Genomic DNA, 23,683 nt, shown 5'->3' with positions numbered 1-23,683 from the left:
AGGCGCCGCCATTCAGCGTCGGGCAGCGCCTGTCGCTGCCCATAATCGGCAGCCATGAAGCTGCACCAGCTACGCTATCTCGCCGCCGTCGCCTCGGAGGGCAGTATCCGGGCAGCAGCGCGGGCGCTGGGCGTCACCCAGGCCACCGTCACCCAGGGCCTGCGCGAGCTGGAGGCGCACGCGCAGGTGGCGCTCTTCGCGCGCCACGGAGGCGGCATCGCCTTGACGCCTGCCGGCCAGGAACTGCTGGAACATGCCCAGCGCGTGCTGGCACAACTGAGCCAGGCCGAAAGCGCACTCTCGCGTCACCGGGATGCCGGCGGGAAGGAGCGCCTGGTCCTCGCCATCACGCCCTGGGTCGCACAGACGCTGCTGCCGCGCGTGGTGCCGTCGTTCCGGGCGGAGCTGCCGCACGTGCAACTGGAGATGTTCGATGGGCTGTCCGCGCTCAGCTATCACAGGTTGCGCGAGGGCAGCCTGGACCTGATGATCGGCCGCATCGGCCCCGAGGAGGCCATGCAGGGCCTGCAGGCGCAGCCCCTGTTCCGCTACGACATGACGGTGGTGGCACGCCGCGGCCACCCGCGAGCCGGCGCGCAGTCGATGTCCGAGCTGCTGCAGGACGACTGGATCCTCAACTTCACGCCCGGCGAGAGCGCTGCCTTCCTGGACAACCTCTTCGGCCAGCATGGCCTGCCGGCGCCCGCGCACCGCATCCAGCTTGCGCATTCGGCCTCGCTGATGCTGGGCCTCGTGCGCAAGACCGACATGCTCACCTTCTGCCCCTGGCCTCTGGTCGAAACCGACGGCCTGCGCCACACGCTGGTGACGCTGCAGCTGCGGGAGCGCTTCCGCAGCAACGTGGTCGGCATCGTGCGCCGGGCCCAGGAGGCACCTTCGCACGCCGCGGCGCGATTCGTTGCGCACTTTCTCGGGCAGTTGCCGGCCTGGCAGGCGTCGGACGATCCGGAATTGCGGCGGGTGCTGCATTCGGTGGATCTGATCGGCGAGGCGAATGGAAGCTCACCTATTCCAGCTTGATCCCCCGGGCAGAGATGATGTCGCTCATGATCGCGGCCTCGTCCTCGATGCGGCTCTTCAACCCATCCGGCGAAGAGCCCACCGCTTGCCAGCCCTGGTTCAAGAGCTTCTGGCGCGTGTCGGCGTCGCGGATGATCTTCGGAACTTCGGCGTTCAGACGGTCCTGCGCGGCTTTGGATAGCTTGGCTGGGCCCACCAGGGCCGTCCACACTTCCAGGGTGAAATCGCGCACGCCTGCATCGGCCAACGGGGCCACTTCAGGCGCGACCGCACTGCGACCGCTCGTGAGTCCGATCGCCTTGAGCTTGCCGGCCTTGACGTGCGGCATGGCAATACCCGGCGGTACCAGGGCCATCTGGATCTCCCCGCCGAGCAGGGCGGTGATGACCTCGGGATTCCCCTTGAACGGCACATGCACCGGCGCGAGGCCTTTGACCTTCGTTTTCAGTACCTCCATGCCCAAGTGAGCCACCGAACCATTGCCGACCGATCCATAGGACCACTTGTCGCCATTCTGGGCGGCCGCCGAAAAGAATGCGGCCCCCTCCGGGGATTTGGCCGGCGCCACGAGCACCAGAGGCGCCGTAGCGAGCAGCGAGATGCAGCTGAAGTCCTTGGCGGGGTCGTACGGGAGCTTTGGATAGAGCATCCTGGCGGAGGTCAGGTTGCCGTTGATGACCACGCCCAAGGTGTGATCGTCGTTGGCCTTCGCCACCTGGTCTGCGGCGATGTTGCCCGACGCGCCTGCCTTGTTCTCGACGATGACGGCTTGCCCCAAGACCTTGGACAGCGGTTCGGCGAGGCTGCGCGCCACGATGTCCGGGGTCGAGCCACCGGGGAAGCCGACCAGGATGCGCACCGTCTTCGAAGGCCACGCCGTACCGGCGTTGCCGGCCTGCGCCGAGGCCAAGGGAGCGATAGCGCTCAGGGCGGCCCATGCCACGATGTTCAGGCTGCGTCTTTTCAAGTTTGTCTCCAGGTTGGATCGAAGAGGATGTGCGCTCAGGCCGTCTCGCGCCCCAGGTAAGCACCGGCGGCCTCCAGCCGGGCTTGCAGGTCTTGAACATTCAGATCGCGTGGCCGAACATTCGCCTCGATGGCCAGCGCGGCGGCCACGCCGGCGGCCTGGCCCATGACAAAGCAGCCGCCTGACACGCGCGCCGCCGACTGGCCCATGTGCGTCATGGAGGCGCAGCGGCCGGCAACCAGCAGGTTGTCCACCCGCAGCGGCAGCAGCATGCGATAGGGCAGGTGATTGAAGCCCCGGCAGTGCGGGATGTCCTGCCACTTGAAGGCGATGTTGCCCGCCACGTGCTCTTCGATCATCCAGCCGTTCACACCGATGGTGTCCTCGAAGCTGGCGCATTGCAGGACGTCGTCCTCGGTCAACTGGTACTCACCCACCACGCGGCGCGTTTCGCGCACACCGACCTGTGGCGCGATCTCCAGGATGTACGAGTCCTCGAAGCCCGGCGCCCATTCGCGCAGGAACTGGAAGAAGTCCACGATCTGCCGGCGTCCCTGCACCTCGGCATCGCTCAGCTGCGCGGCATCGGTGCCGTCGACCGGACCGCCATCCGCGTTGGCCAATTGCGTGACGTTGGCGCGCCACTCGGCAGGGTTCTTCTGCGGCCGGATGATGGGCGTCTTGCGCGGGAACTTGCGCCCGGCCTTTTCGGCTTCCTGCATCAGGTGATCGAACTTGTCGAACACATCGCCCGCCAGTGCCGCGTTCACGCCGTTGACCCGGAACATCGTGGACGGGTACATCATGTCGTGGCCGCTCGTGCCCTTCTCGAAGGGCGCTCCCGCAAATGCCGCGAGGTCTCCGTCGCCCGAACAGTCGATGAAGGTCTTGGCAAGCACCGCGTGGCGGCCTGATTTCGTCTCGATCAGGGCCGCGCGAATGACGCCGGGCTCGCGCATGAGCACGCCGACCACGTTGGCGTGAAACAGCAGCTTCGCGCCGCTGGCCAGCACCAGATCATCGGCCGCGACCTTGAAGGCCGCGTTGTCATACGCCTGTGCCGCGATCTTCTTGCCGAAGAGCATGTGGGGCTCGTTCAGGCCCCCCAGCGCGCGCATCCGGTCCAGCAAGTCGCCGGCCACGCCATGGACGACCTGTTCGATGGTGCCGTGCACATTGGCGTGCAAGCCGCAGAAGTTCGTCACGCCGGCCGCAGTCCCCATGCCCCCCAGGAAACCATAGGACTCGATCAGCAGGGTGGATTGACCTGCCTGCGCCGCGGCCGCGGCTGCGGCGATTCCCGCAGGGCCGCCGCCAAGCACGACGACATCGAATTCGCCCCAGATGGGCGTCTCGCGGCTGGGTTCGGTCAGGGTGGCATGGGCGGGGGTTTGCATCGGCAGGTCTCGGTAGGTTTCGGGATTGCGTGGATGCTAGGTTTGGCCCACTATTTCGACAATGCCATGCGATCAATACCAGAAAACGGAAATCTAAATAATGGATCTGAAGCTGCTCGCCGTCTTCGACGAGGTCTACAAGACGCGCAGCGTTTCGCGATCGGGCGAGAACCTGGACATGGCGCAGTCCTCGATCAGCATCGCGCTGGGGAGGCTGCGACGCCACTTCGGCGATCCGCTCTTCGTGCGTACTTCAGAGGGCATGCAACCGACGCCGCACGCCACGACGCTGGTAGCGCCGATCCGGCAGGCGCTGGAGCTGCTGCGTGGCATCACGAGGCAGCAGGCGGGTTTCGAGCCCGCCGAGGCGCATCGAACATTCCGAATCTGCATGACCGACATCAGCCATCTGGTCCTGCTGCCGGCGCTCATCAATCGGCTGCGCGACATCGCGCCCTCCATCAACGTCGAGATCACGCACATCTCCGCTCAGACGCCCAAGATGCTCGAAGCCGGGGAAGCGGACCTGGCCGTCGGCTTCATGCCTCAGCTCGAGGCCGGCTTCTACTAGCAGAAGCTTTTCGACCAGGACTTTGCCTGTGTGGTGCGCCGAGACCATCCGCGGGTTCGTTCGCGCCTGACCCAGAACATGTTCAAGCGCGAGAACCATGTGGTGGTCACTGCGGCCGGCACGGGGCACACCTTGGTGGAGCAGGAACTGGAACGCCTCGGCGTCCGGCGCAACGTCGCGCTGCGCCTGCCGAACTTCCTCGGCCTTGGGGGTCTGGTGGCCAGCACCGACCTGATGGTCACGGTTCCGCAACGGGTCGCAGAAGCGCTGCTGCGGATCGCCGCCGTCAAGACGCTGCCACCACCCTTTGAACTGCCCGGCATTGCGATCAAGCAGCATTGGCACGAGCGATACCAGCAAGACCCCGCCAACCGATGGCTGCGGTCCGTCATCTCCGACTTGTTCCTGGAATAGCGGCTCGCTGCGGGCGCCCCTGCAATTTCTTCCAGCGCTTGCGTGTACGGTTCAGTTGTCGGGTTTCAGGCCGGCGCGTTCGATCACCGGCTTCCAGCGGCGAAGTTCTTCGTTCATGAAGGCCGCGAGTTCCTGCGGCGTGCTCCCAACGGCGTCGAAGTACGCGGTCTGCAGCCGGCGCTTTGTGTCGGGGTCCTTGAGCACGGCGGCGATCTCGCTGCTCATGCGCTGAACCACGTCGTGCGGCGTGGCCTTGGGTGCCATGTAGGCGAACCACGGCACGGCCTGGATGTCGGGCACACCCGATTCGCGCAGGGTCGGCAGTTCGGGCAGCAGTGCCGAGCGTTCGGCCGAGGTCACTGCCAGCGCCATCAGGCGTCCGGCCTTGGCTTGCGGCATCACGGCCACCGGCGGCAGGCAGGCGTAGTGGACGTCTCCCTGGATGATCGCGGTGGTCGCCTGGCCCGACGATGCATAGGGGATGTGAACCGCAAAGGACTTTGTCTTGAGCTTGATCAGCTCGACGCCCAGATGCGAGATCGAGCCGTTGCCCGTGGAGGCGAAGTTGTATTTGCCTGGATTGCGCTGCATGGCCGCCAGCCAGCCCTTGACCGAGTCGACGCCCATCTGGGGCGACACCACGCAGACGTTGGGGGTGGTCGCCGCCAGCGAGACCGGCACGAGGTCACGGAAGGGGTCATAAGGCAGGCTCTTGTAGAGCACCGTGTTGTAGACCAGCGGCGCGTTGACCGACAGCAGGAAGGTGTAGCCGTCGCCTGGGGACTTCGCCACCAGGTCGGTGCCGCTGTTGCCGCCGGCGCCCGGCTTGTTGTCCACGATCAAAGGTTGCCCGATGCGGCCTGCGAGCTTCTCGTTGACGATCCGGGCCAGGATGTCGGGCGAGGAGCCGGCCGCGAAGGGGACGACGATGCGGACCGGACGCTGCGGCCAGTCCTGTGCCGTGGCGTGGACGCCGATCAGCGCGAGCGCGGCGAAGGACCCGATGCGAATCCCGCTCATGGCTGCCCCTCATCGATATCGATCATGTCCTGATGGTGCTGCTGCTCGCGTGCGATGAAGCCCGCGATGAGTGCGCGGTAGCAAGCCTCGACAACCTCGGGATAAGCGCCCGTTTCCTCGGCCAGCCGCTTCACCTTGTCGATCACTTCCTGCTGCCGCTGCGGTGCCGAGACCTGGAAGGCATCGCGCTTGAAGCGCGCCGCGTCCTTCACGTAGCGGCCGCGCTCGGCCAGCAGCACGACGATCTGCGCGTCGAGCGCATCGATGCGCTCACGCACCTGCGCCAGGTTGTCCGCCAGCGGCACATAGGCGGGATCGCGGAAGCGGCGCAGCGGCGGGGCGTGGGGACTGGGCTCTTGTTCTGTGATGTCATGTCTCCTGTCGAAAAGTTGGTGGAACTCAGGCGGCGAGCGCGGCCGGCGCGTCGGACGCGATTCTGCGGCTTCCCACCTTGGCGCCGCGGATGCGCGCCACCAGTTCATCGCAGTCGTCCGGGCACGCATCGCCGCGCCATGCCACGTGCTGGTCGGGCCGCGACAACACGAGCCCGCAGTCGTAGACCTCCGCGCTTTCCCTGGCTTCGAGGTCGATCAGTTGCATGGGGACGCCGCGCGCCGCGGCCGCAGCGAGCAGGGGAGCCGGATCGATCGAGCGATCGCGCCGGATCAGCGTGTAGCCGCTGCCCAGCGCGTCGTACAGCGAGCGGCCGTCCCGCAGCCACAGGTGCGGCGTGCGGCACCCCGGCACCGTGGACGGCGTGAAAGTCGCCATCGTGTAGCCGGGCGCAGATGCGTGGTCATAGGCGATCAGGGGCGACCTGTCGTAGAAGTAGCCGAAGTTGAGGCCGCCGCAGCAATACTGCTGCACGTTGAGCTCATACAAGGCGCGGCCGGCCGCGGCTCGGACGGCGTCGCCTTCCGCGCCTTCCTTCTCGATGTCGGCAGGCACGCCTTCGCGCTGCGCCTGCAGCGCCAATGCATGGTTCATGGCGAACTGCGACACCTGCTCGGTGATCGGAAGGCGCTCGGCTTCATACGCCTCGAGGATGCCTTCGGCACCCCAGCCCTGCAGCCGGGCGGCGAGCGTCCACGACAGGTCCATGGCGTCGGCGATGCCCGCGTTCATGCCGTAGCCCGCCATCGGGATCCACAGGTGCGAGGCGTCGCCGCAGATGAAGACGCGGCGATCGCGGAACCGGTCCGCCACCAGCCGCCGTCCCACCCAGTCCTCCTTGGAGATGATCTCGTAGCGGAAGTCCGAACCGACGCCGAGAATCTGGCGCAGTGCCCAATCGCGATCCACGGACTCGAAGTCCTCGCTCTGCCCGAGGTAGTTGTGCACGAGCCAGGTTTCCTTGCCGTCGATGGCATACACGTTGCCGCAGCGGCGGGTGTTCAGTGCAAAGGTGGCCCATGCGGGCGGGTGCTTCAGCAGGCCGAGCAGGGCCGGCGCGCGGAAGTAGGTGGACTGCACGCGGCCCACGACGTCCGTGCCGCTCAGCGTGGCACCGATCTTCTTGCGCACCATGGAGCGGCCGCCGTCGCAGCCGATCATGTACGCGCAGCGGATGCGTTGCGTCGCACCCGACTCGAGGTCGGTGGCCACGGCGCTGACGCCTGCATCGTCCTGCTCGAAGTCGTCGATCTGCGTGCGGTTCAGGATGCGCACGCCCTTCATGGCCTCGGCGTGCGCGAAGAGCACCGGCTCCAGGAAGATCTGATTGATCCGGTGGGGCGGCTCGGGCGTCGGCCACCCGGTGTCGGGGCCGCCGGTTGCCGTGTAGCGATCCTTCCGCGCGGGGATGGGAATGCGCGACAGCTCGGTGCCCGTCACGCTGGTGCGGTAGGCCACGTCGTTCGGATAGTCGGCCGGCAGACCCGCCTCGCGCAGCGCCTTGGCGACGCCCAGGCGCCTGAAGATCTCCATCGACCGCGCCGAGACATGGTTGCATTTGACGTTGGGCGCCTCTCCGCGGTGGCGGATTTCGGCAACGAGGACCTCGATGCCGCGCTGCGCGAGGTCCATCGCGAGGGTCAGGCCGACCGGGCCGGCGCCCACGACCAGCACTTGCGTTTTCAGTTCCGCATTCTTCGCTTGCAGCATGGTGTCAGGTGCTCCATTGGATGCCTGCCCGTCGAAGCATGGCATCGAAAATCGATAGGTGGGTGGTGGATTGCCCTGCAACCCGCGTTTGCGGCACCTTGCGCAAGATGTCTTCGGCGATGGGGCGGTTCGGGCCGGCACCGGCATCGGAGGCCAGCTGAACTTCGCATGCGCGCTGAAGCACCCACAACCGGTTGAAGGCCGTCGGCAGGGTGGGGCCCAGCGCCAGCAGCCCGTGGTTGCGCAGGATCAGATGGTTGCGTTCCCCGAGCGATCGCACCAGCCGCGGCTGCTCGCCCAGATCGGTCGTGACGCCTTCGTAGTCGTGGTAGGCGAGGTCGCCGTACAGCATGGCGCTGTAGAAGTTGTCGTGCCGAAGGCCGTCTTCCTTGCACGCGACCGCGCAGCCTGCGGTGGTGTGCACGTGGATCACGCAGTGCGCATCGGGGCGTGCCGCGTGCAGGGCGGAATGGATCACGAAGCCGGCCTTGTTCACTTCGTGTGCGCTGCCGTCCAGTACCGTGCCGTCGATGCCGATCTTCACCAGGTTGTCCGGCGTGACTTCGGCGTAGTGCAGGCCGAATGGGTTGATGAGGTACTGGGACGGAACGTCGCCGGTGCCCGGCACCCGCACCGTGATGTGGTTGAAGATCAGCTCCGTCCAGCCGAGCCAGTCGAAGAGCCGGTAGCAGGAGGCGAGCTGGAGGCGGGCCTGCCATTCCTGCGGGTGCATCTCGGGCTTCATGCGTCCTCCGCTGCGCCAACGATCTCCTCGCAGTGGATGAGCTCTTCGTTGCTGTCGCCGACGCGCCGCGCCTGCACCCAGATGCCGTCGCCGATGTTTTCCACCACTTCGGCGATGGTGCCGTCCTTGAGCCGAAGCTTCTGGCCCGGCTCCACGGTCATGAGGTTGATCATTTCAAGCTTTCCTTCAGAAGAAGACGGTGAGGTTCTTGGCCAGCAGCACGTTCTGGTGAATCTGGATCTCGCGCTTGGCCAGCTGCCAGCCGGATGCGGTCCGGCGGATGACGTCGCGGCGGTCGCCCACGAAGAAGTACTGCTCGTGCTCGCAGCGGTTCTGGTAGATCAGGAAGCGGCTCGACACCGAGACCTCTTCCTCGCCGGCCTCGTTCGTCGCGATGCCGGTCAGCTGCACGTTGGTGACCAGGCGGCAGACGCGCGACAGCGGCTCCTCCGCCCAGTGCACGCCGGTGAGGATCTGCTCGGCGCGCTTGGTGAGCGTCCATTTGCCCTCGTTGAACCAGCTCATGTGCTTCTCGCGCGTGGTGTTCTCGCGCGCCACGTGCTCGCCGAACTTGACGTTGAAGGTCATCGGCATGAAGTACTCGAGGTCCTCCGCGAGCGTATCCACCCATTCCTTGAAGCGGCGTTCGTCGAGCAGGTTGGCCTCGTCGAAAAGGAATTCCTCAACTTCGCGCTTGATCTCGTAGTACCGCGCGCCCCGGGCCAGCCGCGCAGGCGTCTGCACGGCAACTTCAGCGATCTCGGACATTGTTCTCTCCAGTGATGTTCGTTGTCAGGTCTTGGACGGAATGGCCGGTATGGGGCCGCCCTGGTTGGCGAAGCAGCCGACGTCCAGCACGGTGCCGGAAATCGTCTCGGCCTCGTCGGACAGCAGGAAGGCGACGGCGTGCGCGAGGTCTCGGCCCGTCGCGGGCCGGCCGGCGGCCGTGCCGGGCACCGGCCGGCTGGTGAAGGTCTTCACGTCGCCGCCGACGCGGCCGACGCTCATTCCCGACACGATGCCGCCGCCGCCCGGGATGGCGACGTTGACGCGGATGCGGTCGTGAAAATGGTCGTAGGCCATCGCGGTACTGAGCGCCAGGATGGCGCCCTTGCTTGCCGCGTAGGCGGCCATGTTCGGTTTGCCGTAGCCGGCGCCGGAGCCGATGTTCACGATGGCGCCGCCACCCTGGCGCTTCATGTGCGGGATGACCGCGCGGCTCATGAGGTAGGTGCCCTTCAGGTTCACGTCGACGATGCGCGTGAACAGTTCCTCGGACGTGTCGAGCACGGTGCCGAGCGGGCCGATCGCGGCGTTGTTCACCAGGCCGTGGATGGCACCGTGGCGCTGCAGCGTGTGTTGCACGATGCGCTCGACGTCGCCGGCCCGGGAGACGTCCGCCTCGAGGATGTCCGCCTCGCATCCGGCCTGGCGGAGTTCGGCCAGGAGGCCGTCGGTGCCCTGGGCCGTGCTGGACACCTGCGCCTGCGACAGGCCGAAGGCGACGACCCGATGGCCGCGGCGGGCCAGCTCCACGGTGATGGACTGGCCGAGCCCGAAGGTGCCGCCCGTGACGATGATGACGCTCATGGGCGGCTCACTCGGCGAAGCTGGCCGGCTGCTGGTCGTGGCGGCCCAGCAGCGTGTTCCAGTCGGCACCGTTCATGTAGTCGCGCCAGCGGCGGTAGAACTGGCGCGGGTTCTCTTCGCTGACCTGCGTGCTGACGTTGCCCGGCATGAGGTGGTCCGCCTGCACCTTGCCCAGCGACTGCTGGTAGTTGTAGGGATAGCGCTTGGCGATCACGCCGCGGCTGCCGGCGGTCGCGTAGTTCCAGTTCTCCATGTCGTCCTGCTCGGTCATCCCGGCAGGGCCGGAGTAGCGCATGTAGTACTTGCGCAGGAAGTCCTTCACCTCCTGCGGCGCATCGGCATCCACGAGGAAGAAGCGCCAGGCCTCCGTCGCCTCCGGCCCATGCGGGTGCCAGACGCACAGGTTGCGCGGCTGCGTGCCATGGAAGGACACGTTCGGAAAGATCGTGCCCACGAAAGGCACCAGGCGGTTGCGCTCGGCGCCCATGCGGCGCTTGCGCTCCTCGTGGCAATGACGGAAGTACTCGGCGATCACGGGGTTGTCGCGGTAGGTGTCGACGAACTCGGTGTTCTCGGGCATCAGCGCGCTGTGCACACCGTGGCCACCGGGGAAGTTCACCCAGACGTGCTGCGCCTTCTCCAGTTCGTTGTCGCGCCGGCCCTTGACGCCGGCTTCCGCGCTCGGCCCGATGCCGATGAGGTCGACCGAGCGGTGGCTGACGTTGTGGTACGTGTCGCCCAGGAAGTTCTCCGCGGCAAACTTCCAGTTGCACGGGATGATCCACTTGTGCACGCCGAACAGCACCTCCGAGCCGCCCTCGCGCCCATCCCGTGCGTCCAGCGCGAGGTCCAGGTGGGTCTTGGCGTCCCCGAGATAGGTCATGAAGTCGGGCGCGTCCTTGTCCCAGCTGGCCCACACCGTGCCCTTGTAGATCTCCATCTTCGGCACTTCGATGAGCGACCAGTCTTCCTTGTCCAGGCAGCCCTCGTACAGGCTCTTGAACTGCGGCACGCCGAACAGCTTGCCTTCGGTGGTGTAGCTCCAGCTGTGGTACGGGCAGGTGAAGAGCTGGGTGTTGCCGTGGTCGTACTGGCACACCTTCATCCCGCGGTGCCGGCAGGAATTGAGGAAGACATGCACCTTCTTCTTCTTGTCGCGCGCCAGGATCACCGACTCCGCGCCCATGCGCGAGGTGAAGTAGTCGCCGGGGTTGGGAATCTGGCTCTCGTGGCCGACGAAGAGCCAGGAGCGGGTGAAGACCTTCTCGAGCTCTTCCTCGAAGACCTCCTTGCTGGAGAAGATCTCGCGGCTGATCAGGCCCTTGCGCAGGTTGATCATCGCGTTGTAGCGGGACTCGGTGGTGATGGGGATCATCGTCTTTCTCTCTTGATCAAGGTTCAGGTGAAGCGCTCGCACAGGACTTCCTTGCGAGGCAGTCCGACGGATTCGGCGGCCGAACGGCCGGCCTCGACCATGGGGGGCGGTCCGCACAGGTACACGCGCGTGTCGGCATCCAGTTGCAGCCGTGGGATGAGGTCGGTCGGGAAGCCGCGGTGGGCCGTGGCGCCATCGCCCTGCTCGACGGCGAGGTGGATGCTCACGCCGGGCAAGCTGGCACGCAGCTGCTCCAGTTCGTCCATTGCGATCAGGTGTCCCGGCGTGCGGGCGCCGATGACGACGGTGGTGCGCGGTTGGTGCGCAGCGGCCTCGGCGGCAACGGCGCGCAGCATGGACAGGAAGGGCGCCAGCCCTGTGCCGCCGGCAACGAACAGGCGCGGCCGGTCTTCGTGCCGCAGGAAGAAGGTGCCGTGGGGCGCGCTGATGTCCACCATGTCACCGGTCTTGGCCTCGGCCAGCCAGGACGAGAACGCGCCGCCGGGCACGATCCGGATGTAGAACTCGAGCCGGTCCGTGCCGGGAACGTTTGCCATCGAATAGGAGCGCGAGACCTCGGTGCCGCGCGGATGGATGCGCACGTACTGGCCGGGCTCGAAGACGATCTGCTCGCCGACGGTCAGTTCGAGGCGGACGATCTCGCTGGCGATCGGCTCGACGGCCGTGACTTGCGCCGGCATCGGCGCCGGCTCCTCGCTCAGGGCTTCGGTGGAGTCGTACGGGAACTCGACCGCGCACGGCGCTGTGACCTTGCATACGCAGGGCAGCACCACGCCCGCATCCCGGTCCTCGTCAGGCAGCACGCTGGGGTCGTACTCCTGCAGGTCCAACTTGCCGGACACCAGCTGCGCGGTGCAAGTGCCGCACTGGCCGTTGGAGCAATCGGTCAGCAGGTTGAGTCCGGCGGCGGCTGCGGACTCCACCAGGTTGTGGCCGCATGGCACCTGGAGGCGGCGTGAGACGCCGTCGGAAAAGAGCAGCGTCACTGGGATGGTCGTGGTCAAGGCGGGACCTCGCTGAGCTGAGAGTGAAAGGGCCGGGTGTTGTTGTCCGTATCGTGGACTGTGAATCCATTGTACGGACTCGAACCAAATCATGTCAACGTGTCCATGTGGTGGACAATCGAGGCTTCGAGTTCGAATCACGGGATCGTCTGAATGAGCGAAACGGAAAAAAGCGAGAACGTCCGCGCCGTGGGGAGAGCGCTGGAGATCCTGCTGGCCTTCACGCCACAGGATTCCGAACTGTCGGCGGCCGAGCTGCTGAAGCGGGTCGACCTGTCGCGCCCGACCTTGTATCGACTGCTCTACACGCTGCAGGAGCACGGCTTCCTCGCCTCCGTCGGCGATCCTCAGCGCTTCCGCCTGGGGCCGGCCGTGGCCAAGCTGGCGCACGTCTGGACGGCGGGCGTCGACCTCTCGAGCATCGCGGAGCCGGTGCTGCGCAGGATCTGGCAGGAGACCAGCGAATCGGTATCGCTGTACGTGCCGCGCGGAGAGCTTCGGACCTGCGTTGCCGAGCTTCCCAGCCCTCAACCGCTGAGCTTCAGGCGCGGCGTCGGCTACACGGAAAAAATCGTTCGCGGGGCGACCGGTCGAGCCATCCTTGCCTTCTGGAACCTGACGTCGACGGAGCTTCGCAAGTACGCCCAGGGCAGCGGGGTGTCGATGAAGGAGCTGGAAGCGGAACTCGCGCAGACCCGCAAGCGCGGCTATGCGACGAGCCGCAGCGAGCTCATCGATGGCGCGGTGGCGGTGGCGGCGCCTTTCTTCGACCGGTCGGGCCAGGTCGCCGGGTCCATCGGGGTCTACGGCCCCGAGGTCCGGCTTAGCGCCGCGCGTCAGCAGCAGATCGCGCGCATCCTGGTGGAAGAGTCGGGCAAGCTCTCCGAGGCCCTTGGCTTCAGCGGCGCCTCGGCCTGACACTCGCTTGCTCATTCGCCTGAACTGCGTCCGCGACGCAGCGCGCTGGGCCGCGTAGTCCGCAGCGCGGCGCGCGCTGCTGCGCCACTCTCTTCTTCAAGTGCTCCGCGCGGCCATGCCTGCCGCGCGGGCTGCTTTCGCCTGCGTGTGCCGAACTCTGCGTTGTGCTCCGTGCTCGCGCTGCCCTCGTGTTGACGGCTGTCGGCGTGTGTCCATATAATGAACTCATAGTCCGACACACGGACAAGCAACAAAGAAGGCGCCAGCGGCCGCACCCGCGCGTCGGATCTCACTGCCTACCGGAGACACCCCCATGATTCATCTTGTTCGATCGTCCCGCCGCCGCCTGCTGGCGATGCTCGCGTCGTCGGCCTTCATGGCCATTCCCTGCACGAACGCCTTTGCCGACGCGGCGTATCCGGACCGCTCCGTGAAGATCGTGGTGGGCTTCGCGCCCGGCGGCACCAACGACATCCTCGCGCGGCTGGTCGCCGCCAAGCTGCAGGACAAGCTGAAGCAGGGGGTGGTCGTGGAGAACAAGCCCGGCGCGAACTCTGCGATCGGCAACGACTTCGTGGCCAAGGCGCAGGCCGATGGGTACACGCTGCTCGTGTCGTCGAGCGGCGGCCTGACGACCAACCCGATCCTGATGAAGAACCTGCCCTACGACCCGCTGAAGGATTTCGAGCCGATTGCGCTGCTGGGCTCCTTCCCGCTGGTCGTGACGGTCCCCCTGTCCTTGCCGGTGAAGAATTTCGCGGAGCTCGTGCAGTTCTCGAAGACCTCGAAGGATGGCCGGCTCGACCACGGGACGCCGACCACATCGTTCGTGCTCGTGGCGGAAACCCTCACGGCCGCCGCGGGCCTGAAGTTCAACCACATCCTCTACAAGGGCTCCGGTCCGGTCGTGACCGGTCTGCTCGGGGGCGAGATCCAGGTCGGCGTGCTGGACAGTCCCGCGGTCGTCACGCAGGTGAAGGCCGGCAAGCTCAAGGCCCTGGCGGTGACGACCGCGAAGCGGTCCGCGGCGCTGCCGGATGTGCCCACCATCGCGGAATCGGGCTACCCCGGCTACGACACCCCGATCTGGACGGCCTTGATGGCGCCGAAGGGCACGCCCGCACCCGTGCTCGTCAGGCTGCGCTCGGCGGTCGGGGAAATCCTCAAGGACAAGGACACCGTCGAGAAGATGCACGCGCTCGGCCTCGACCCGGGCGATGCCGATTCGGCCGCGCTGGGGCGCCGCATCGCAACCGACATCGAGCGATGGAGCAGCGTCGCCAAGACCGCAAACATCAAGGCCGAATAAGGTCAAAAGGAGACTTCGGATGTTCCCTTCGTACTCGCGCGCGCTGGGCGTGCTTGCGCTCGCGGCGTTCGCTGCCGCAGGCGCCTGCGCGCAAGGCTTTCCGAGCAAGCCCGTGACGCTCATCGTCCCGTTCGCGCCGGGCGCATCGGCCGACGGCATCGCACGCATCGTCGCGCGGGAGCTTTCGCAAGCGCTCGGCCAGCCCGTGGTGGTCGACAACAAGCCCGGCGCCGGCGGTGCACTGGGTCTGATCGCGGTCACGAAGGCGCCCGCGGACGGCTACACGATCGGCATGGGCGCGACGGGCGCCATCGCGATCAATCCGCATCTGCCGGATGCGCCCCCGCTCAAGCCCGAGAAGGACCTGGTCGCGGTCGCCAAGGTGGCGGACATCCCGCTGGTGCTGGTCACCCATGCAAGCTCCGGCTTTGCCAACCTGAAGGCCTTCCTGGACCAGTCGCGCGCGACGCCCGGCGGCCTGTCTTACGGCACGCCGGGCCAGTACACCGCGCAGCACCTGTCCGGTGAACTGCTGGCGTCGATGACGAAGGCTCCGATGACCGCCGTGGCATACCGTGGAAGCGCGCCGGCGGTGACCGATCTGCTCGGCGGCCAGGTGCCTGCCGCGGTGGTGGACCTGACCTCGGCCTACCCCCACGTCAAGGCCGGCAAGCTGGTGGCCCTCGGCGTGACCAGTACGAGCCGCAGCAAGATCGCCCCGGAGATCCCCACCATCGCGGAAGAGGGCGTGCCCGGCTATGCCGCACCCGCCTGGATGGGCCTGTTCGCCCCGGCCCGGACGCCGAGCGCGGTGACGACGCGGCTGTCGGATGCGCTGAAGGCCATCATGGCCAGGCCGGAGGTCCAGTCGCAACTGGTTGCCCTGGCCGCGGAGCCTGTTTACCTGGACGGCAAGGGCTTCGGCGAGTTCATCGCCGCCGAGTCGAAGAAGTGGGCAGTCCTTGTCGATGAACGGAGACCCAAGTGAATTCCAGAAGATCTTTCGTGGCCGCGGCAGCGGCCGCGGCCGCCTGTGTGGCACCGGCGGTGTTTGCCGCCGACGAGTGGAGTCCCACCCGGCCGGTTCGCATCATTGTCCCGATTGTCGGCAGCACCAACGACGTCCTGGCGCGCCTGGTGGCGCCCAAGCTCCAGGAAGCCCTCGGGCAGCCGGTCGTGGTGGAGAACAAGCCCGGCGCGGGCGGCAACATCGGCGCCGACTTCGTCGCGAAAGCCGCGCCCGATGGCCACACGCTGCTGGTCGGCTACAACGGCCCGCTCGCCATCAACGTCTCGCTCTTCGAGAAAATGCCCTACGACCCGGTGAAGGATCTCGCGCCGATCACCCTCGCGGTCAAGTCGCCTCAGTACCTGGTGGTGAACCCCGCAGCGGGAGTGTCGTCGGTCGCCGAACTGGTGGCGAAGGCGAAGGCGCAGCCCTCGAAGTTTTCCTATGCGTCCGTGGCCATGGGAAGCGCTTCCCATCTCACGATGGAGATGTTCAAGTCGGCCGCGGGCGTCCAGCTGACCCACGTGCCGTACAAGGGCGCCGGGCCCGCGGTCACGGACCTCCTCGCAGGCAATGTGCATGCGGCCTTCATGGTTCCGGGCAACGTGCAGCAGTTCGTGAAGGAGGGCAAGCTGAAGCTCCTGGCGACCACCGGCGAGAAGCGTTTCGGGGACTCCCCCGAGATCCCCACCTTGATCGAGCTGGGCTACAAGGACATGGAAGCGACCGGGTGGGTGGGCTTTCTCGCCGCCGCGGCCACACCGCGCCCGGTGATCGAGCGCTACCACCGCGAGATCTTGAAGATCCTCAAGACGCGGGAGATGAGCGACAAGCTGCGCGCCATGCAGTTCGACGTGATCGCCAGCACGCCCGAGCAGTTCGGCGCGTGGATCCGCTCGGAGACTGCGCAGTGGGGCAAGGTGGTCAAGGCGACCGGGGCGAAGGTGGAATAGCTGCTGCAACCCATCGCCCATCGCCACCGGCGAAGCGCTGTGGATCAGCGCTTCGCCGTTCTACTTGCTGTCGGTCAGCGCTTGAAGTTCCGTCTCCAGCGCGTCGATGAGCCGGGCGTTCTCCTCGTTTCGTCCCACCGACAGGCGGACCCACTCTGGCAGCCCATAGTTGGCCACCGGCCGCACGATCAGGCCGCGGCGCTGCAACCGCTGCGCCATGTCGGCGCCGTCGCCGACACGCGCCAGCACGAAGTTGGCCGAAGAAGGCAATGCCTCGATGCCCATGCGCTGCAAGGCTGCGCCCAGTTGTGCCAGCCCTTGACGGTTGGCTTCGGCCGTGCGCCGCAGGAACTCGCTGTCGGCCAGTGCCGCGGCGCCGGCCAGCTGCGCGCTCTGCGTCACGGAGAAGGGCGCGCGCAGCCGACGCATCACGTCGGCGAGATGCGGCTGCGCGACGCCGTAGCCGACGCGCAAGCCGGCCAATCCGTAGGCCTTGGAGAAGGTGCGGGTGACGATCAGGTTGGGATGCCGCCTGAGCCAGGCCAGCGAATCGCCGCATCGTTCGGCCGGCATGTACTCGCGGTAGGCCTCGTCCAGCAGGACGACGACCTTCGATGGCACGCGCGCGAGGAATGCCTCCAGCGCCTGCGGCGCCAGCCAGGCGCCTGTGGGATTGCCGGGGTTCGCGATGTAGACGAGCGAGGTGTCGGGCCCGATGGCATTGGCCACGGCTTCCAGGTCGACCGTGAAGCCGGGAGAGGGGACCACTTGCGCGCTGCCCCCCACGCGCTGGACGGCGTTGACGAAGGCCTGGAAGGAGTACTGCGAATACACCGCGCTGCGACCGGGAGCGAGCAGCATGCTTGCCACGATTCCCAATATGCTTTCCGAGCCGGCGGCAGCCACCACCCAGTCGGCCGGCACGTCCAGGTGCGCGGCCAGCGCGTGGGTGAGATCGGTGCAATCGGCGTCGGGGTAGCGCGAGGGGTCGATCGGCTGTTCGGCCAACGCGCGCAAGGCAAGCGGGCTCGCGCCAAGCGGGTTCTCGTTCGATGCGAGTTTCGCGATCTGCGTCACAGGCAGCTTCAGCCGGCGCGCCACCTGCTCGATCGGCAGCCCCGGGACATAGGGCTTCAGGGCGCGGATGTGTTGCGGGAACATCGTTTGATCGTCGGCCATGTTCGTCACTCCGGCTTGAAGCCCGAATCGCGGACCACCGGCGCCCAGGCCTGCAACTCGGCGGCCTGGAGCTTGCGGAAGTCGTTGCTGTGCAGATAGCTGACCTCGATGACCAGCTTGTTCAGCCGGGCCTTGAAGGACGGGTCGGCCAGCACCTTGCCGATCGCATCGTCCAGCCGGGCGACCACCGCCGGCGGCGTGCCGGCCGGCACGAAAGCCCCGAACCATCCTTCGATGTCCAGGCCCTTGATTCCCTGTTCGGCCAAGGTGGGAACTTCGGGCGCCAAGGCATAGCGCTTCTGGCTGAAGATGCCGACGATGCGGATCCTGCCCGCGCGAGCGTGCTCGATGTGATCGATCACCGTGTCCACCCCGGCGCCGACGTGGCCCCCGACCAGGTCGTTGATGAGCGGTGCGCCACCCTTGTACGGGACGTGGTCCCACTGGATGGCAGCAGCCTCGGCGAACATCAAGCCGGCGAAGTGCGACATGCCGCCGGCACCGGAAGATCCATAGCTGGCCTGCGCAGGCTTCGCCCTGGCCCATGCGCTGAGCTCGCTCGCGGTACGGATGCTCGAGGAGCCCGGCACGGACAGCGCGATCGGATAGCTCGCCAGCTTGGCGACCGGCACGAAGTCGTCGAGCACGCTGTAGCCGAGCTTGTCGGCATAGACCAGGCTCTGGACCGTGGTGAGCGCGTTGGGGGCGATCATGATCTCGCTGCCGTCGGTGGGCGCTCTCTTGAACTGCGCTGCTGCGAGCCGCCCACCGGCCCCGGGGCGGTTGTCGACGATGACGGTGGTCTTCAGCGAATCCTGCAGCGCCTGCCCCAGCAGCCGTGCGAGCGTGTCGGAACTGCCGCCGGGCGGATAGCCCACCACCAGCTTGATGGTCGGGGGCACCTGAGACTGCGCAGGCGAAACGCCGAGGAGCGCCAGTGCGGCAAGGATCGGGGCAAGAAGATGAAGGCGGCGCATGAAGGCTCCGTTGAACTATGGGGTGTGGTGCGAATGTGCCGGCCCGCGCCGCGCTTGGCCACAGCTGCCGGACAATCGCGATTCCATTTGGCGATCACCCTGCCATGACGCTCCAGCAACTGCGCGACCTGGTCGCGGTCATTACCCACGGCGGCTATCGCTCCGCAGCGCGCGCGCTGACCCGATCCCAGGCCGGCCTCACGAAGAGCGTGGCCAAGCTCGAGCGGGAGCACGAGATCGTGCTCTTCGACCGCGGCGGATTGGGGGCTTCGCTGACCGGCGACGGCGAGCAGTTCGCCCGCTACGCGCAGGCCGTCCTGCTGGAGGCGGATCGCGCAGAGCAGTGGCTCCAGGCGCCGCGCCGGGGTCGCGCGGCCAGCGTCTCGCTGGGGGTGTCGATCGAGCCTTCGCTCAAGCTCGTGCCGTCGGTCCTCGAAGACTATCGTCGCGTACTGCCCGATGTCACGATCCGCATGACCCACGGTGTTTCATCGGAACTCATTGCGGGCGTGCGCGAGAACCGGCTCGAACTCGCCGTGTCCCGCTTGCCGGCGGACCTGCATGCGATCGACCTGAAGATCGAGGCCCTGTACGAATCGGAGCCCGTGGTTGCCGCGCGCAAAGGGCACCCCCTCGCCCGAGCGGCGTCGTTGTCCGAACTGGGCGGCTGCGATTGGATCGTGGTCGGCGACCCTTCGCAGCCGGGCGCCAACGACGCCAGCATCCGCGAGCTGTTCGACGAGCATTCGCTCGGGCGCCCGCGCATCGCTGCAGTCACGGACTCGCTGTTCGGGGCGGTGGCAACGCTCGTCGCGTCCGACTGCCTGGCCCGCCTGCCGAGGACCGTTCTCGATCATCCGCTGGTGGCGGGCCAGCTGGTTGCGTTGCAATTGAGGGAGGCACCAGGCCAGTACCCTGTGGCGCTGCTGCGCAAGGCGTCGCGTCCTCTGACCCGCGAGGCGCAGACGCTGGCGGCCATGCTCACATCGTATGCACGCGTGGCGCGCGGGCTTTCGCAGCCGTTGGGGCAACAGCGTTCCAGGCTTCGACGTTGACCGAACACGGCTCAATCCAGCTTCACATTGGCCTGGCGGATGACCTTGCCCCACATGGCGCGATCCGCGTCGATGAAGGCCGTGAACTCCGCCGGGCTGTTGCAGCGCAATTCACCCCCGTACTCCCGCCACTTCCGGGCCAGGTCGGGTGACTGGCAGGCCTTCTGCATCGCGGCGCTGAGCTTTTCGAGGATCGGCTTGGGCGTGCCTGCCGGCGCGAGGATGCCTTGCCAGGCAATGGGTGCGTAGTCCGGCAGGCCCGACTCGGCGAAGGTGGGGGTGTCGGGGAAGCTCGGGTGGCGCTCCTTGCCGGTGATGGCCAGCAGCCTGAGCTTGCCCGCGCGAATGTTGCTCGCCGCCGCGGGCAGGCCGTCGAACATCAGCTGCACCTGCCCCGCGATCAGGTCGGTGTAGGGGCTGTTGCTGTTGTAGGGGACGAGATTGGTCTTCACGCCGGCGGCGTTGTTGAACCAGACGGCCGACAGGTGCGAATAGCTGCCGATGCCCGCAGTCGCCACGGTCACCGAGTCGGGCCTGGCCTTGAGCTCGGCGATCAGCGCGCGTGCGTCCTTGGCCGGCACGCCGGGCGTGGCGACCAGGCCGGTGTTGAGCACGCCCAGCAGGCTCACCGGCGCGAAGTCCTTCTCGGCGTTGAAGGGCAGCTTCGAATACAGATGCGGCACCACCGACAGCGAGCTGGTCGTGCCGATGTACAGCGAGTAGCCGTCCGCCGGTGCCTTGGCCGCCACTTCGGTGCCGATGATGTTCGACGCACCCGGGCGGTTCTCGACGAAGAAGGACAGGCCCATGATCTTCGTCAGTTCCGCCGCGATCTCGCGGGCGTTCGCATCCGGGCCGCTGCCTGCGGGGAAGGGGGCAATGATGCGCACCGGCTTGCTCGGATAGTCGGCCTGTGCACTCGCGCTCGCCGCCACGGCGGCCGTCAGGGCGGCCGCCAGCCAGCGGCGGGCCGCCTTCTTCAAATCATTCATCTGTTGTCTCCTGGTGGGAATCCGTGCCACTTGCACGAGCCTTCATGATAATGATTTGACTTGTTTTGTCAAAATACGATAATCAAAGCACAAATTAATCGCGAAACTGCCGAGGAAGCCATGCGGCTTCTCGTTTGGAGACATTGCAATGACCATGGAAAGTTCATCGAAGCTGCAGTTCAGCCACATCGGCCTGTACGTCAGCGACCTGCCCCGGATGGCCGCCTTCTACAAGCAGGCCTTGCGTTTCACGCAGACCGACGCCGGCGACCTGGGGACGGTGCAGCTGGTGTTTCTCAGCCGCGATCCGGCGGAGCACCACCAGCTCGTGCTGGCGACGGGCCGGCCTGCGGAGCCGGGCTTCAACGTGGTCAACCAGATTTCCTTTCGGGTGCCCGACATCGCGACCCTGCGCGAGTTCCACGATCGGCTGCTGGAGCACGGTGCCCAGGACATGCACCCGGTGACGCATGGCAACGCGGTGTCCGTCTACTGCCGCGACCCGGAAGGCAACCGGCTGGAGCTGTTCATGGACACGCCCTGGTACTGCGAGCAGCCGCTGCGCGAGCCCATCGACCTGGGGCAGCCGGACGAAGCCATCCTGGCCCAGGCCGAAGCCATCGCCAAGCGCCATGCCCGGTTCATGAGCCGCGCGCAATGGCAGGCCGAAGTGGCGCGGCGCATGCAGAAAGACCAGCAGCGTGGCTGAGCCGATCTCTCCCTACGACGTCGCGATCGTCGGCCTGGGCCCCACCGGCGCGACGCTTGCGAACCTGCTGGGCGCCGCCGGCCTGTCGGTGCTGGTGATCGAGAAGGAGGCAGGCATCTTCCCGCTGCCGCGCGCCATCCACTTCGACGGCGAGGTGCTGCGCATCCTGCAAGGCGCCGGGCTGCGCGACGAGGTGCTGGCCATCGCGCGCGCCGGCACACAGGGCATGCACTTCGTCAATGCCGCCGGCGACACCATGCTGATCCGCGGCGGCACCTCGGCCCTGGGGCCGCACGGCTGCGCGAACAACTACTACTTCCACCAACCGCAGCTCGAGGCCGTGCTGCGCGCGGGGCTCGCGCGCTTCCCGCGCGTCGAGCTGCGCCTGCAGCACGCGTTGACAGGGCTGGTCACGGACGCGCAGGGCGTGACGCTGTCCGTGCGCGATACGCAGAGCGGGCGCGAGAGCACGGCCCGCGCCCGCTACGTGGTGGGCTGCGATGGCGCCCGCTCGCCCGTGCGCCAGCACATGGGCAGCCCCATGCAGGACCTCGGCCTGCGCCAGCCATGGCTGGTGTTCGACGTGGTCCTGGAGCAGCCGATGGCGCTGCCCGACCACACGGTGCAGTACTGCGACCCGGCCCGGCCCATGACCTACTGCAACGTGGTCGGTCCGCGGCGACGCTGGGAGATCATGGTCATGCCCGGCGACGATCACGAAGCCCTCGTGCATCCCGCCTCGCTGTGGCAGATGGTGGCCCCGTGGGTGAAGCCCGAGCAGGCGCGGCTCGAACGGGCCGCGATCTACACCTTCCATTCGGTCATCGCGCAGGGCTGGCGCCAGGGCCGCTTGCTGCTGGCCGGCGACGCTTGCCACCAGACGCCGCCCTTCCTCGGCCAGGGCATGTGCGCCGGCATCCGCGATGCGGCCAACCTGGCCTGGAAACTGGAAGCCGTGCTGTCGCGGCAGGCGCCGGACGCGCTGCTCGACACCTACGAAACCGAGCGCTCGCCGCATGTGCGCTCGCTGATCGAGCTGGCCGTGCGGCTGGGCAACATCATCCAGACCACCGATCCGGCGCTGGCCGCCGAGCGCGACGCGAAGTTCCGCGCCGGCAGGCCCGAGATCTTCGAGCTGCCGCCGCAGATGCTGGGGGCAGGGGCTTTCGATGCCGCCTGCGGCACGCCCGCGGGCCAGCCCTTCCCGCAGCCGCGCCTGGCCGATGGCCGTCTGCTCGACGAGCTGCTGGGCCGCCGCAGCGCGGTGATCGGCAGCGCCGAGGCCATCGCTTCTGCGTCGCCGGCCACGCTCGAGCATTGGCAGCGCGCGGGCGCGATCGTCATCGATCGGCCCGAGCCGCCGCTGGCGAACTGGCTGGACGCCCACGCGGCGCGCGCGGTGGTGCTGCGGCCCGACCGGTATATCGTCGGCGTCGCGCGCACGGGGCCCGATCTGGATCGCATCTCGCAATACCTCCCCGTCGCGCCATGACACATCGGAGGAATTGGCGTGCCGGAAAAATCCCTGTCCAGCCTGGGGCGCATGCTGGGGGTGCTCGACCTGTTCGACGATACCCGGCTCACGCGCACGGCCGAGGACATCTCGAATGCGCTCGACGTTTCCTTGCCCACGGGCTATCGCTATGTGCGGATGCTCTTGGAGGCCGGCCTGCTGCAGCGGGTGGAGGACTCCCGGTACACGCTGGGGCCGCGCATCATCCTGCTCGACCACTACATCCGCAAGGCGGACCCGGTGCTGCGCGAAGGCATTCCGGTGATGCGCGAACTGGTGGCGGCGACCGGATTCGATTGCGTTCTCACCAGCCTGTTCGGCACGCAGGTGCTGGACACCCATCGAGAGATGGGCGGCGCGCCGGCCGCGCTGGCGTATGGGCGCGGACGGCCGCGCCCGCTGTTCCAGGGCGGCGCACCCAAGGTGCTGCTGGCCAACTTCACGCCGCAGCAACTGCGCAAGGTCTTCGATGCCCGGCACGAGGAGATCGTGCGCAATGGCCTGCCGCCGGACTGGAGCGAGTTCCGCCGGCACTACGCGGCGATCCGCAGGGCCGGCCACTACGTCTCGATCGGCGAGCTGGAGCCGCAACTGGCCGCCGTCGCGGCGCCGATCCTCAAGGCCGAGGGCGGTGCCTGGGCTGCGATCTCGCTGGTGTTCGAGACCTCGCGCCTTGCCATCGTCGACATCGACAAGACCGTGCACCTGGTGACCGAGGCCGCAGAGCGGATCGGCAGGCGGCTCGGTTAGGCGTTCGGAAGAAAGGTTTCGGCCGTCCGGGCGCCCAGCTTCTCTTTACTTCAACCCTCAGCACGGACGGA

The 23,683-nt window shown here is 67.2% G+C and carries 23 protein-coding genes and 1 pseudogene; 10 read left to right on the top strand and 14 right to left on the bottom strand.

Going from position 1 to position 23,683, the window contains the following annotated elements:
• The first annotated feature begins 54 nt into the window (after positions 1 to 54).
• On the top strand, positions 55 to 1,041 hold the full coding sequence (locus GXN78_RS03305; protein ID WP_106559801.1) for a LysR substrate-binding domain-containing protein: 987 nt from the start codon (positions 55 to 57) through the stop codon (positions 1,039 to 1,041).
• On the opposite strand, the gene GXN78_RS03300 is transcribed toward GXN78_RS03305, so the two are convergent.
• Positions 1,028 to 1,987 (bottom strand): tripartite tricarboxylate transporter substrate binding protein, encoded by a 960-nt coding sequence (locus GXN78_RS03300; RefSeq protein ID WP_106559819.1) that lies wholly within the window; start codon positions 1,985 to 1,987, stop codon positions 1,028 to 1,030. The two genes, GXN78_RS03305 and GXN78_RS03300, sit on opposite strands and share 14 nt — an antisense overlap.
• Positions 1,988 to 2,043: 56 nt before the next feature.
• Complete coding sequence (locus tag GXN78_RS03295) at positions 2,044 to 3,405, bottom strand: FAD-dependent oxidoreductase (protein WP_106559800.1); 1,362 nt, start codon at positions 3,403 to 3,405, stop codon at positions 2,044 to 2,046.
• A 100-nt stretch (positions 3,406 to 3,505) separates the two neighbouring features.
• Between GXN78_RS03295 and GXN78_RS03290 the strand changes: the two are divergent.
• Positions 3,506 to 4,390, top strand: a pseudogene (locus GXN78_RS03290) (LysR family transcriptional regulator).
• Between the two features lie 51 nt (positions 4,391 to 4,441).
• Here GXN78_RS03290 and GXN78_RS03285 read toward each other — a convergent pair.
• The 9 genes from GXN78_RS03285 to GXN78_RS03250 all read right to left on the bottom strand — a co-directional run bounded on the left by GXN78_RS03285 (position 4,442) and on the right by GXN78_RS03250 (position 12,248).
• Positions 4,442 to 5,410, bottom strand: coding sequence for a tripartite tricarboxylate transporter substrate binding protein (locus GXN78_RS03285; protein WP_106559799.1), 969 nt, complete (start codon positions 5,408 to 5,410; stop codon positions 4,442 to 4,444).
• Complete coding sequence (locus GXN78_RS41030; protein WP_239142591.1) at positions 5,407 to 5,715, bottom strand: chorismate mutase; 309 nt, start codon at positions 5,713 to 5,715, stop codon at positions 5,407 to 5,409. The genes GXN78_RS03285 and GXN78_RS41030 overlap by 4 nt, the downstream gene beginning before the upstream one ends.
• 94 nt (positions 5,716 to 5,809) lie before the next feature.
• Positions 5,810 to 7,513 carry an FAD-dependent oxidoreductase gene (locus GXN78_RS03275; protein WP_106559797.1) on the bottom strand — a complete coding sequence of 568 codons (1,704 nt, stop codon included), beginning with the start codon at positions 7,511 to 7,513 and terminating at the stop codon, positions 5,810 to 5,812.
• A gap of 4 nt (positions 7,514 to 7,517) precedes the next feature.
• The gene (locus GXN78_RS03270) at positions 7,518 to 8,258 is read right to left on the bottom strand and encodes a class II aldolase/adducin family protein (RefSeq protein WP_106559796.1); all 741 of its coding nucleotides are present in this window, start codon (positions 8,256 to 8,258) and stop codon (positions 7,518 to 7,520) included.
• Positions 8,255 to 8,431 carry a hypothetical protein gene (locus GXN78_RS40770; protein WP_181360658.1) on the bottom strand — a complete coding sequence of 59 codons (177 nt, stop codon included), beginning with the start codon at positions 8,429 to 8,431 and terminating at the stop codon, positions 8,255 to 8,257. Before GXN78_RS40770 ends, GXN78_RS03270 begins: the two co-directional genes overlap by 4 nt.
• 13 nt (positions 8,432 to 8,444) lie before the next feature.
• Positions 8,445 to 9,026, bottom strand: a complete 582-nt coding sequence (locus GXN78_RS03265; protein ID WP_106559795.1) for a 3-phenylpropionate/cinnamic acid dioxygenase subunit beta — start codon at positions 9,024 to 9,026, stop codon at positions 8,445 to 8,447.
• Between the two features lie 24 nt (positions 9,027 to 9,050).
• The gene (locus GXN78_RS03260) at positions 9,051 to 9,848 is read right to left on the bottom strand and encodes an SDR family oxidoreductase (protein WP_106559794.1); all 798 of its coding nucleotides are present in this window, start codon (positions 9,846 to 9,848) and stop codon (positions 9,051 to 9,053) included.
• A 7-nt stretch (positions 9,849 to 9,855) separates the two neighbouring features.
• Positions 9,856 to 11,223 (bottom strand): aromatic ring-hydroxylating dioxygenase subunit alpha, encoded by a 1,368-nt coding sequence (locus GXN78_RS03255; protein ID WP_106559793.1) that lies wholly within the window; start codon positions 11,221 to 11,223, stop codon positions 9,856 to 9,858.
• 23 nt (positions 11,224 to 11,246) lie between these two features.
• Complete coding sequence (locus GXN78_RS03250) at positions 11,247 to 12,248, bottom strand: 2Fe-2S iron-sulfur cluster binding domain-containing protein (RefSeq protein WP_239142590.1); 1,002 nt, start codon at positions 12,246 to 12,248, stop codon at positions 11,247 to 11,249.
• Between the two features lie 153 nt (positions 12,249 to 12,401).
• Between GXN78_RS03250 and GXN78_RS03245 the strand changes: the two genes are divergently transcribed.
• The 4 genes from GXN78_RS03245 to GXN78_RS03230 all read left to right on the top strand — a co-directional run bounded on the left by GXN78_RS03245 (position 12,402) and on the right by GXN78_RS03230 (position 16,437).
• Positions 12,402 to 13,166: an IclR family transcriptional regulator gene (locus GXN78_RS03245; RefSeq protein WP_106559791.1), complete on the top strand. Its 765-nt coding sequence runs from the start codon at positions 12,402 to 12,404 to the stop codon at positions 13,164 to 13,166.
• 313 nt (positions 13,167 to 13,479) lie between these two features.
• Positions 13,480 to 14,475 carry a tripartite tricarboxylate transporter substrate binding protein gene (locus GXN78_RS03240; RefSeq protein ID WP_106559790.1) on the top strand — a complete coding sequence of 332 codons (996 nt, stop codon included), beginning with the start codon at positions 13,480 to 13,482 and terminating at the stop codon, positions 14,473 to 14,475.
• Positions 14,476 to 14,494: 19 nt separating this feature from the next.
• On the top strand, positions 14,495 to 15,463 hold the full coding sequence (locus GXN78_RS03235) for a tripartite tricarboxylate transporter substrate binding protein (RefSeq protein ID WP_164255357.1): 969 nt from the start codon (positions 14,495 to 14,497) through the stop codon (positions 15,461 to 15,463).
• Positions 15,460 to 16,437 (top strand): tripartite tricarboxylate transporter substrate binding protein, encoded by a 978-nt coding sequence (locus GXN78_RS03230; RefSeq protein WP_106559788.1) that lies wholly within the window; start codon positions 15,460 to 15,462, stop codon positions 16,435 to 16,437. The genes GXN78_RS03235 and GXN78_RS03230 overlap by 4 nt, the downstream gene beginning before the upstream one ends.
• Positions 16,438 to 16,497: 60 nt before the next feature.
• On the opposite strand, the gene hisC is transcribed toward GXN78_RS03230, so the two are convergent.
• Together hisC and GXN78_RS03220 are read right to left on the bottom strand one after the other, a co-directional pair.
• Positions 16,498 to 17,616, bottom strand: a complete 1,119-nt coding sequence (gene hisC, locus GXN78_RS03225) for a histidinol-phosphate transaminase (protein WP_106559787.1) — start codon at positions 17,614 to 17,616, stop codon at positions 16,498 to 16,500.
• Positions 17,617 to 17,621: 5 nt separating this feature from the next.
• Positions 17,622 to 18,593 carry a tripartite tricarboxylate transporter substrate-binding protein gene (locus tag GXN78_RS03220; RefSeq protein ID WP_106559786.1) on the bottom strand — a complete coding sequence of 324 codons (972 nt, stop codon included), beginning with the start codon at positions 18,591 to 18,593 and terminating at the stop codon, positions 17,622 to 17,624.
• Between the two features lie 35 nt (positions 18,594 to 18,628).
• On the opposite strand from GXN78_RS03220, the gene GXN78_RS03215 reads away from it, so the two are divergent.
• Positions 18,629 to 19,648: a LysR substrate-binding domain-containing protein gene (locus GXN78_RS03215; RefSeq protein ID WP_239142589.1), complete on the top strand. Its 1,020-nt coding sequence runs from the start codon at positions 18,629 to 18,631 to the stop codon at positions 19,646 to 19,648.
• Between the two features lie 11 nt (positions 19,649 to 19,659).
• Here GXN78_RS03215 and GXN78_RS03210 read toward each other — a convergent pair whose 3' ends face one another.
• Positions 19,660 to 20,640, bottom strand: a complete 981-nt coding sequence (locus tag GXN78_RS03210; RefSeq protein WP_106559784.1) for a tripartite tricarboxylate transporter substrate binding protein — start codon at positions 20,638 to 20,640, stop codon at positions 19,660 to 19,662.
• Between the two features lie 148 nt (positions 20,641 to 20,788).
• Here GXN78_RS03210 and GXN78_RS03205 point away from each other — a divergent pair, with 148 nt between their 5' ends.
• From GXN78_RS03205 to GXN78_RS03195, 3 genes are read left to right on the top strand one after another with little or no spacing between them, the layout of a single operon-like run.
• Positions 20,789 to 21,349, top strand: coding sequence for a VOC family protein (locus tag GXN78_RS03205; RefSeq protein ID WP_106559783.1), 561 nt, complete (start codon positions 20,789 to 20,791; stop codon positions 21,347 to 21,349).
• A complete protein-coding gene (locus GXN78_RS03200) occupies positions 21,342 to 22,841 on the top strand; it encodes a bifunctional 3-(3-hydroxy-phenyl)propionate/3-hydroxycinnamic acid hydroxylase (protein ID WP_204162198.1) in 1,500 nt (499 codons plus the stop codon). Before GXN78_RS03205 ends, GXN78_RS03200 begins: the two co-directional genes overlap by 8 nt.
• Positions 22,842 to 22,859: 18 nt before the next feature.
• Positions 22,860 to 23,612 (top strand): IclR family transcriptional regulator, encoded by a 753-nt coding sequence (locus GXN78_RS03195; RefSeq protein WP_239142588.1) that lies wholly within the window; start codon positions 22,860 to 22,862, stop codon positions 23,610 to 23,612.
• Positions 23,613 to 23,683: the final 71 nt, after the last annotated feature.

Source organism: Variovorax sp. WS11 (genome assembly GCF_010499245.1).
In the GTDB taxonomy this organism is placed as follows: Bacteria; Pseudomonadota; Gammaproteobacteria; order Burkholderiales; family Burkholderiaceae_C; genus Variovorax.
The sequence above is the reverse complement of the archived record's forward strand: the minus strand, read 5'-3'. Positions and strand labels throughout refer to the sequence as shown.

Coding starts and splice junctions, on each gene's coding strand:
- GXN78_RS03235 (WP_164255357.1), top strand. CDS start 14,495: ATGTTCCCTTCGTACTCGCGCGCGCTGGGCGTGCTTGCGCTCGCGGCG.
- GXN78_RS03305 (WP_106559801.1), top strand. CDS start 55: ATGAAGCTGCACCAGCTACGCTATCTCGCCGCCGTCGCCTCGGAGGGC.
- GXN78_RS03295 (WP_106559800.1), bottom strand. CDS start 3,405: ATGCAAACCCCCGCCCATGCCACCCTGACCGAACCCAGCCGCGAGACG.
- GXN78_RS03220 (WP_106559786.1), bottom strand. CDS start 18,593: ATGCGCCGCCTTCATCTTCTTGCCCCGATCCTTGCCGCACTGGCGCTC.
- GXN78_RS03270 (WP_106559796.1), bottom strand. CDS start 8,258: ATGAAGCCCGAGATGCACCCGCAGGAATGGCAGGCCCGCCTCCAGCTC.
- GXN78_RS03275 (WP_106559797.1), bottom strand. CDS start 7,513: ATGCTGCAAGCGAAGAATGCGGAACTGAAAACGCAAGTGCTGGTCGTG.
- GXN78_RS03245 (WP_106559791.1), top strand. CDS start 12,402: ATGAGCGAAACGGAAAAAAGCGAGAACGTCCGCGCCGTGGGGAGAGCG.
- GXN78_RS40770 (WP_181360658.1), bottom strand. CDS start 8,431: ATGATCAACCTCATGACCGTGGAGCCGGGCCAGAAGCTTCGGCTCAAG.
- GXN78_RS03210 (WP_106559784.1), bottom strand. CDS start 20,640: ATGAATGATTTGAAGAAGGCGGCCCGCCGCTGGCTGGCGGCCGCCCTG.
- GXN78_RS03265 (WP_106559795.1), bottom strand. CDS start 9,026: ATGTCCGAGATCGCTGAAGTTGCCGTGCAGACGCCTGCGCGGCTGGCC.
- GXN78_RS03205 (WP_106559783.1), top strand. CDS start 20,789: ATGACCATGGAAAGTTCATCGAAGCTGCAGTTCAGCCACATCGGCCTG.
- GXN78_RS03260 (WP_106559794.1), bottom strand. CDS start 9,848: ATGAGCGTCATCATCGTCACGGGCGGCACCTTCGGGCTCGGCCAGTCC.
- GXN78_RS03285 (WP_106559799.1), bottom strand. CDS start 5,410: ATGAGCGGGATTCGCATCGGGTCCTTCGCCGCGCTCGCGCTGATCGGC.
- hisC (WP_106559787.1), bottom strand. CDS start 17,616: ATGGCCGACGATCAAACGATGTTCCCGCAACACATCCGCGCCCTGAAG.
- GXN78_RS03255 (WP_106559793.1), bottom strand. CDS start 11,223: ATGATCCCCATCACCACCGAGTCCCGCTACAACGCGATGATCAACCTG.
- GXN78_RS03240 (WP_106559790.1), top strand. CDS start 13,480: ATGATTCATCTTGTTCGATCGTCCCGCCGCCGCCTGCTGGCGATGCTC.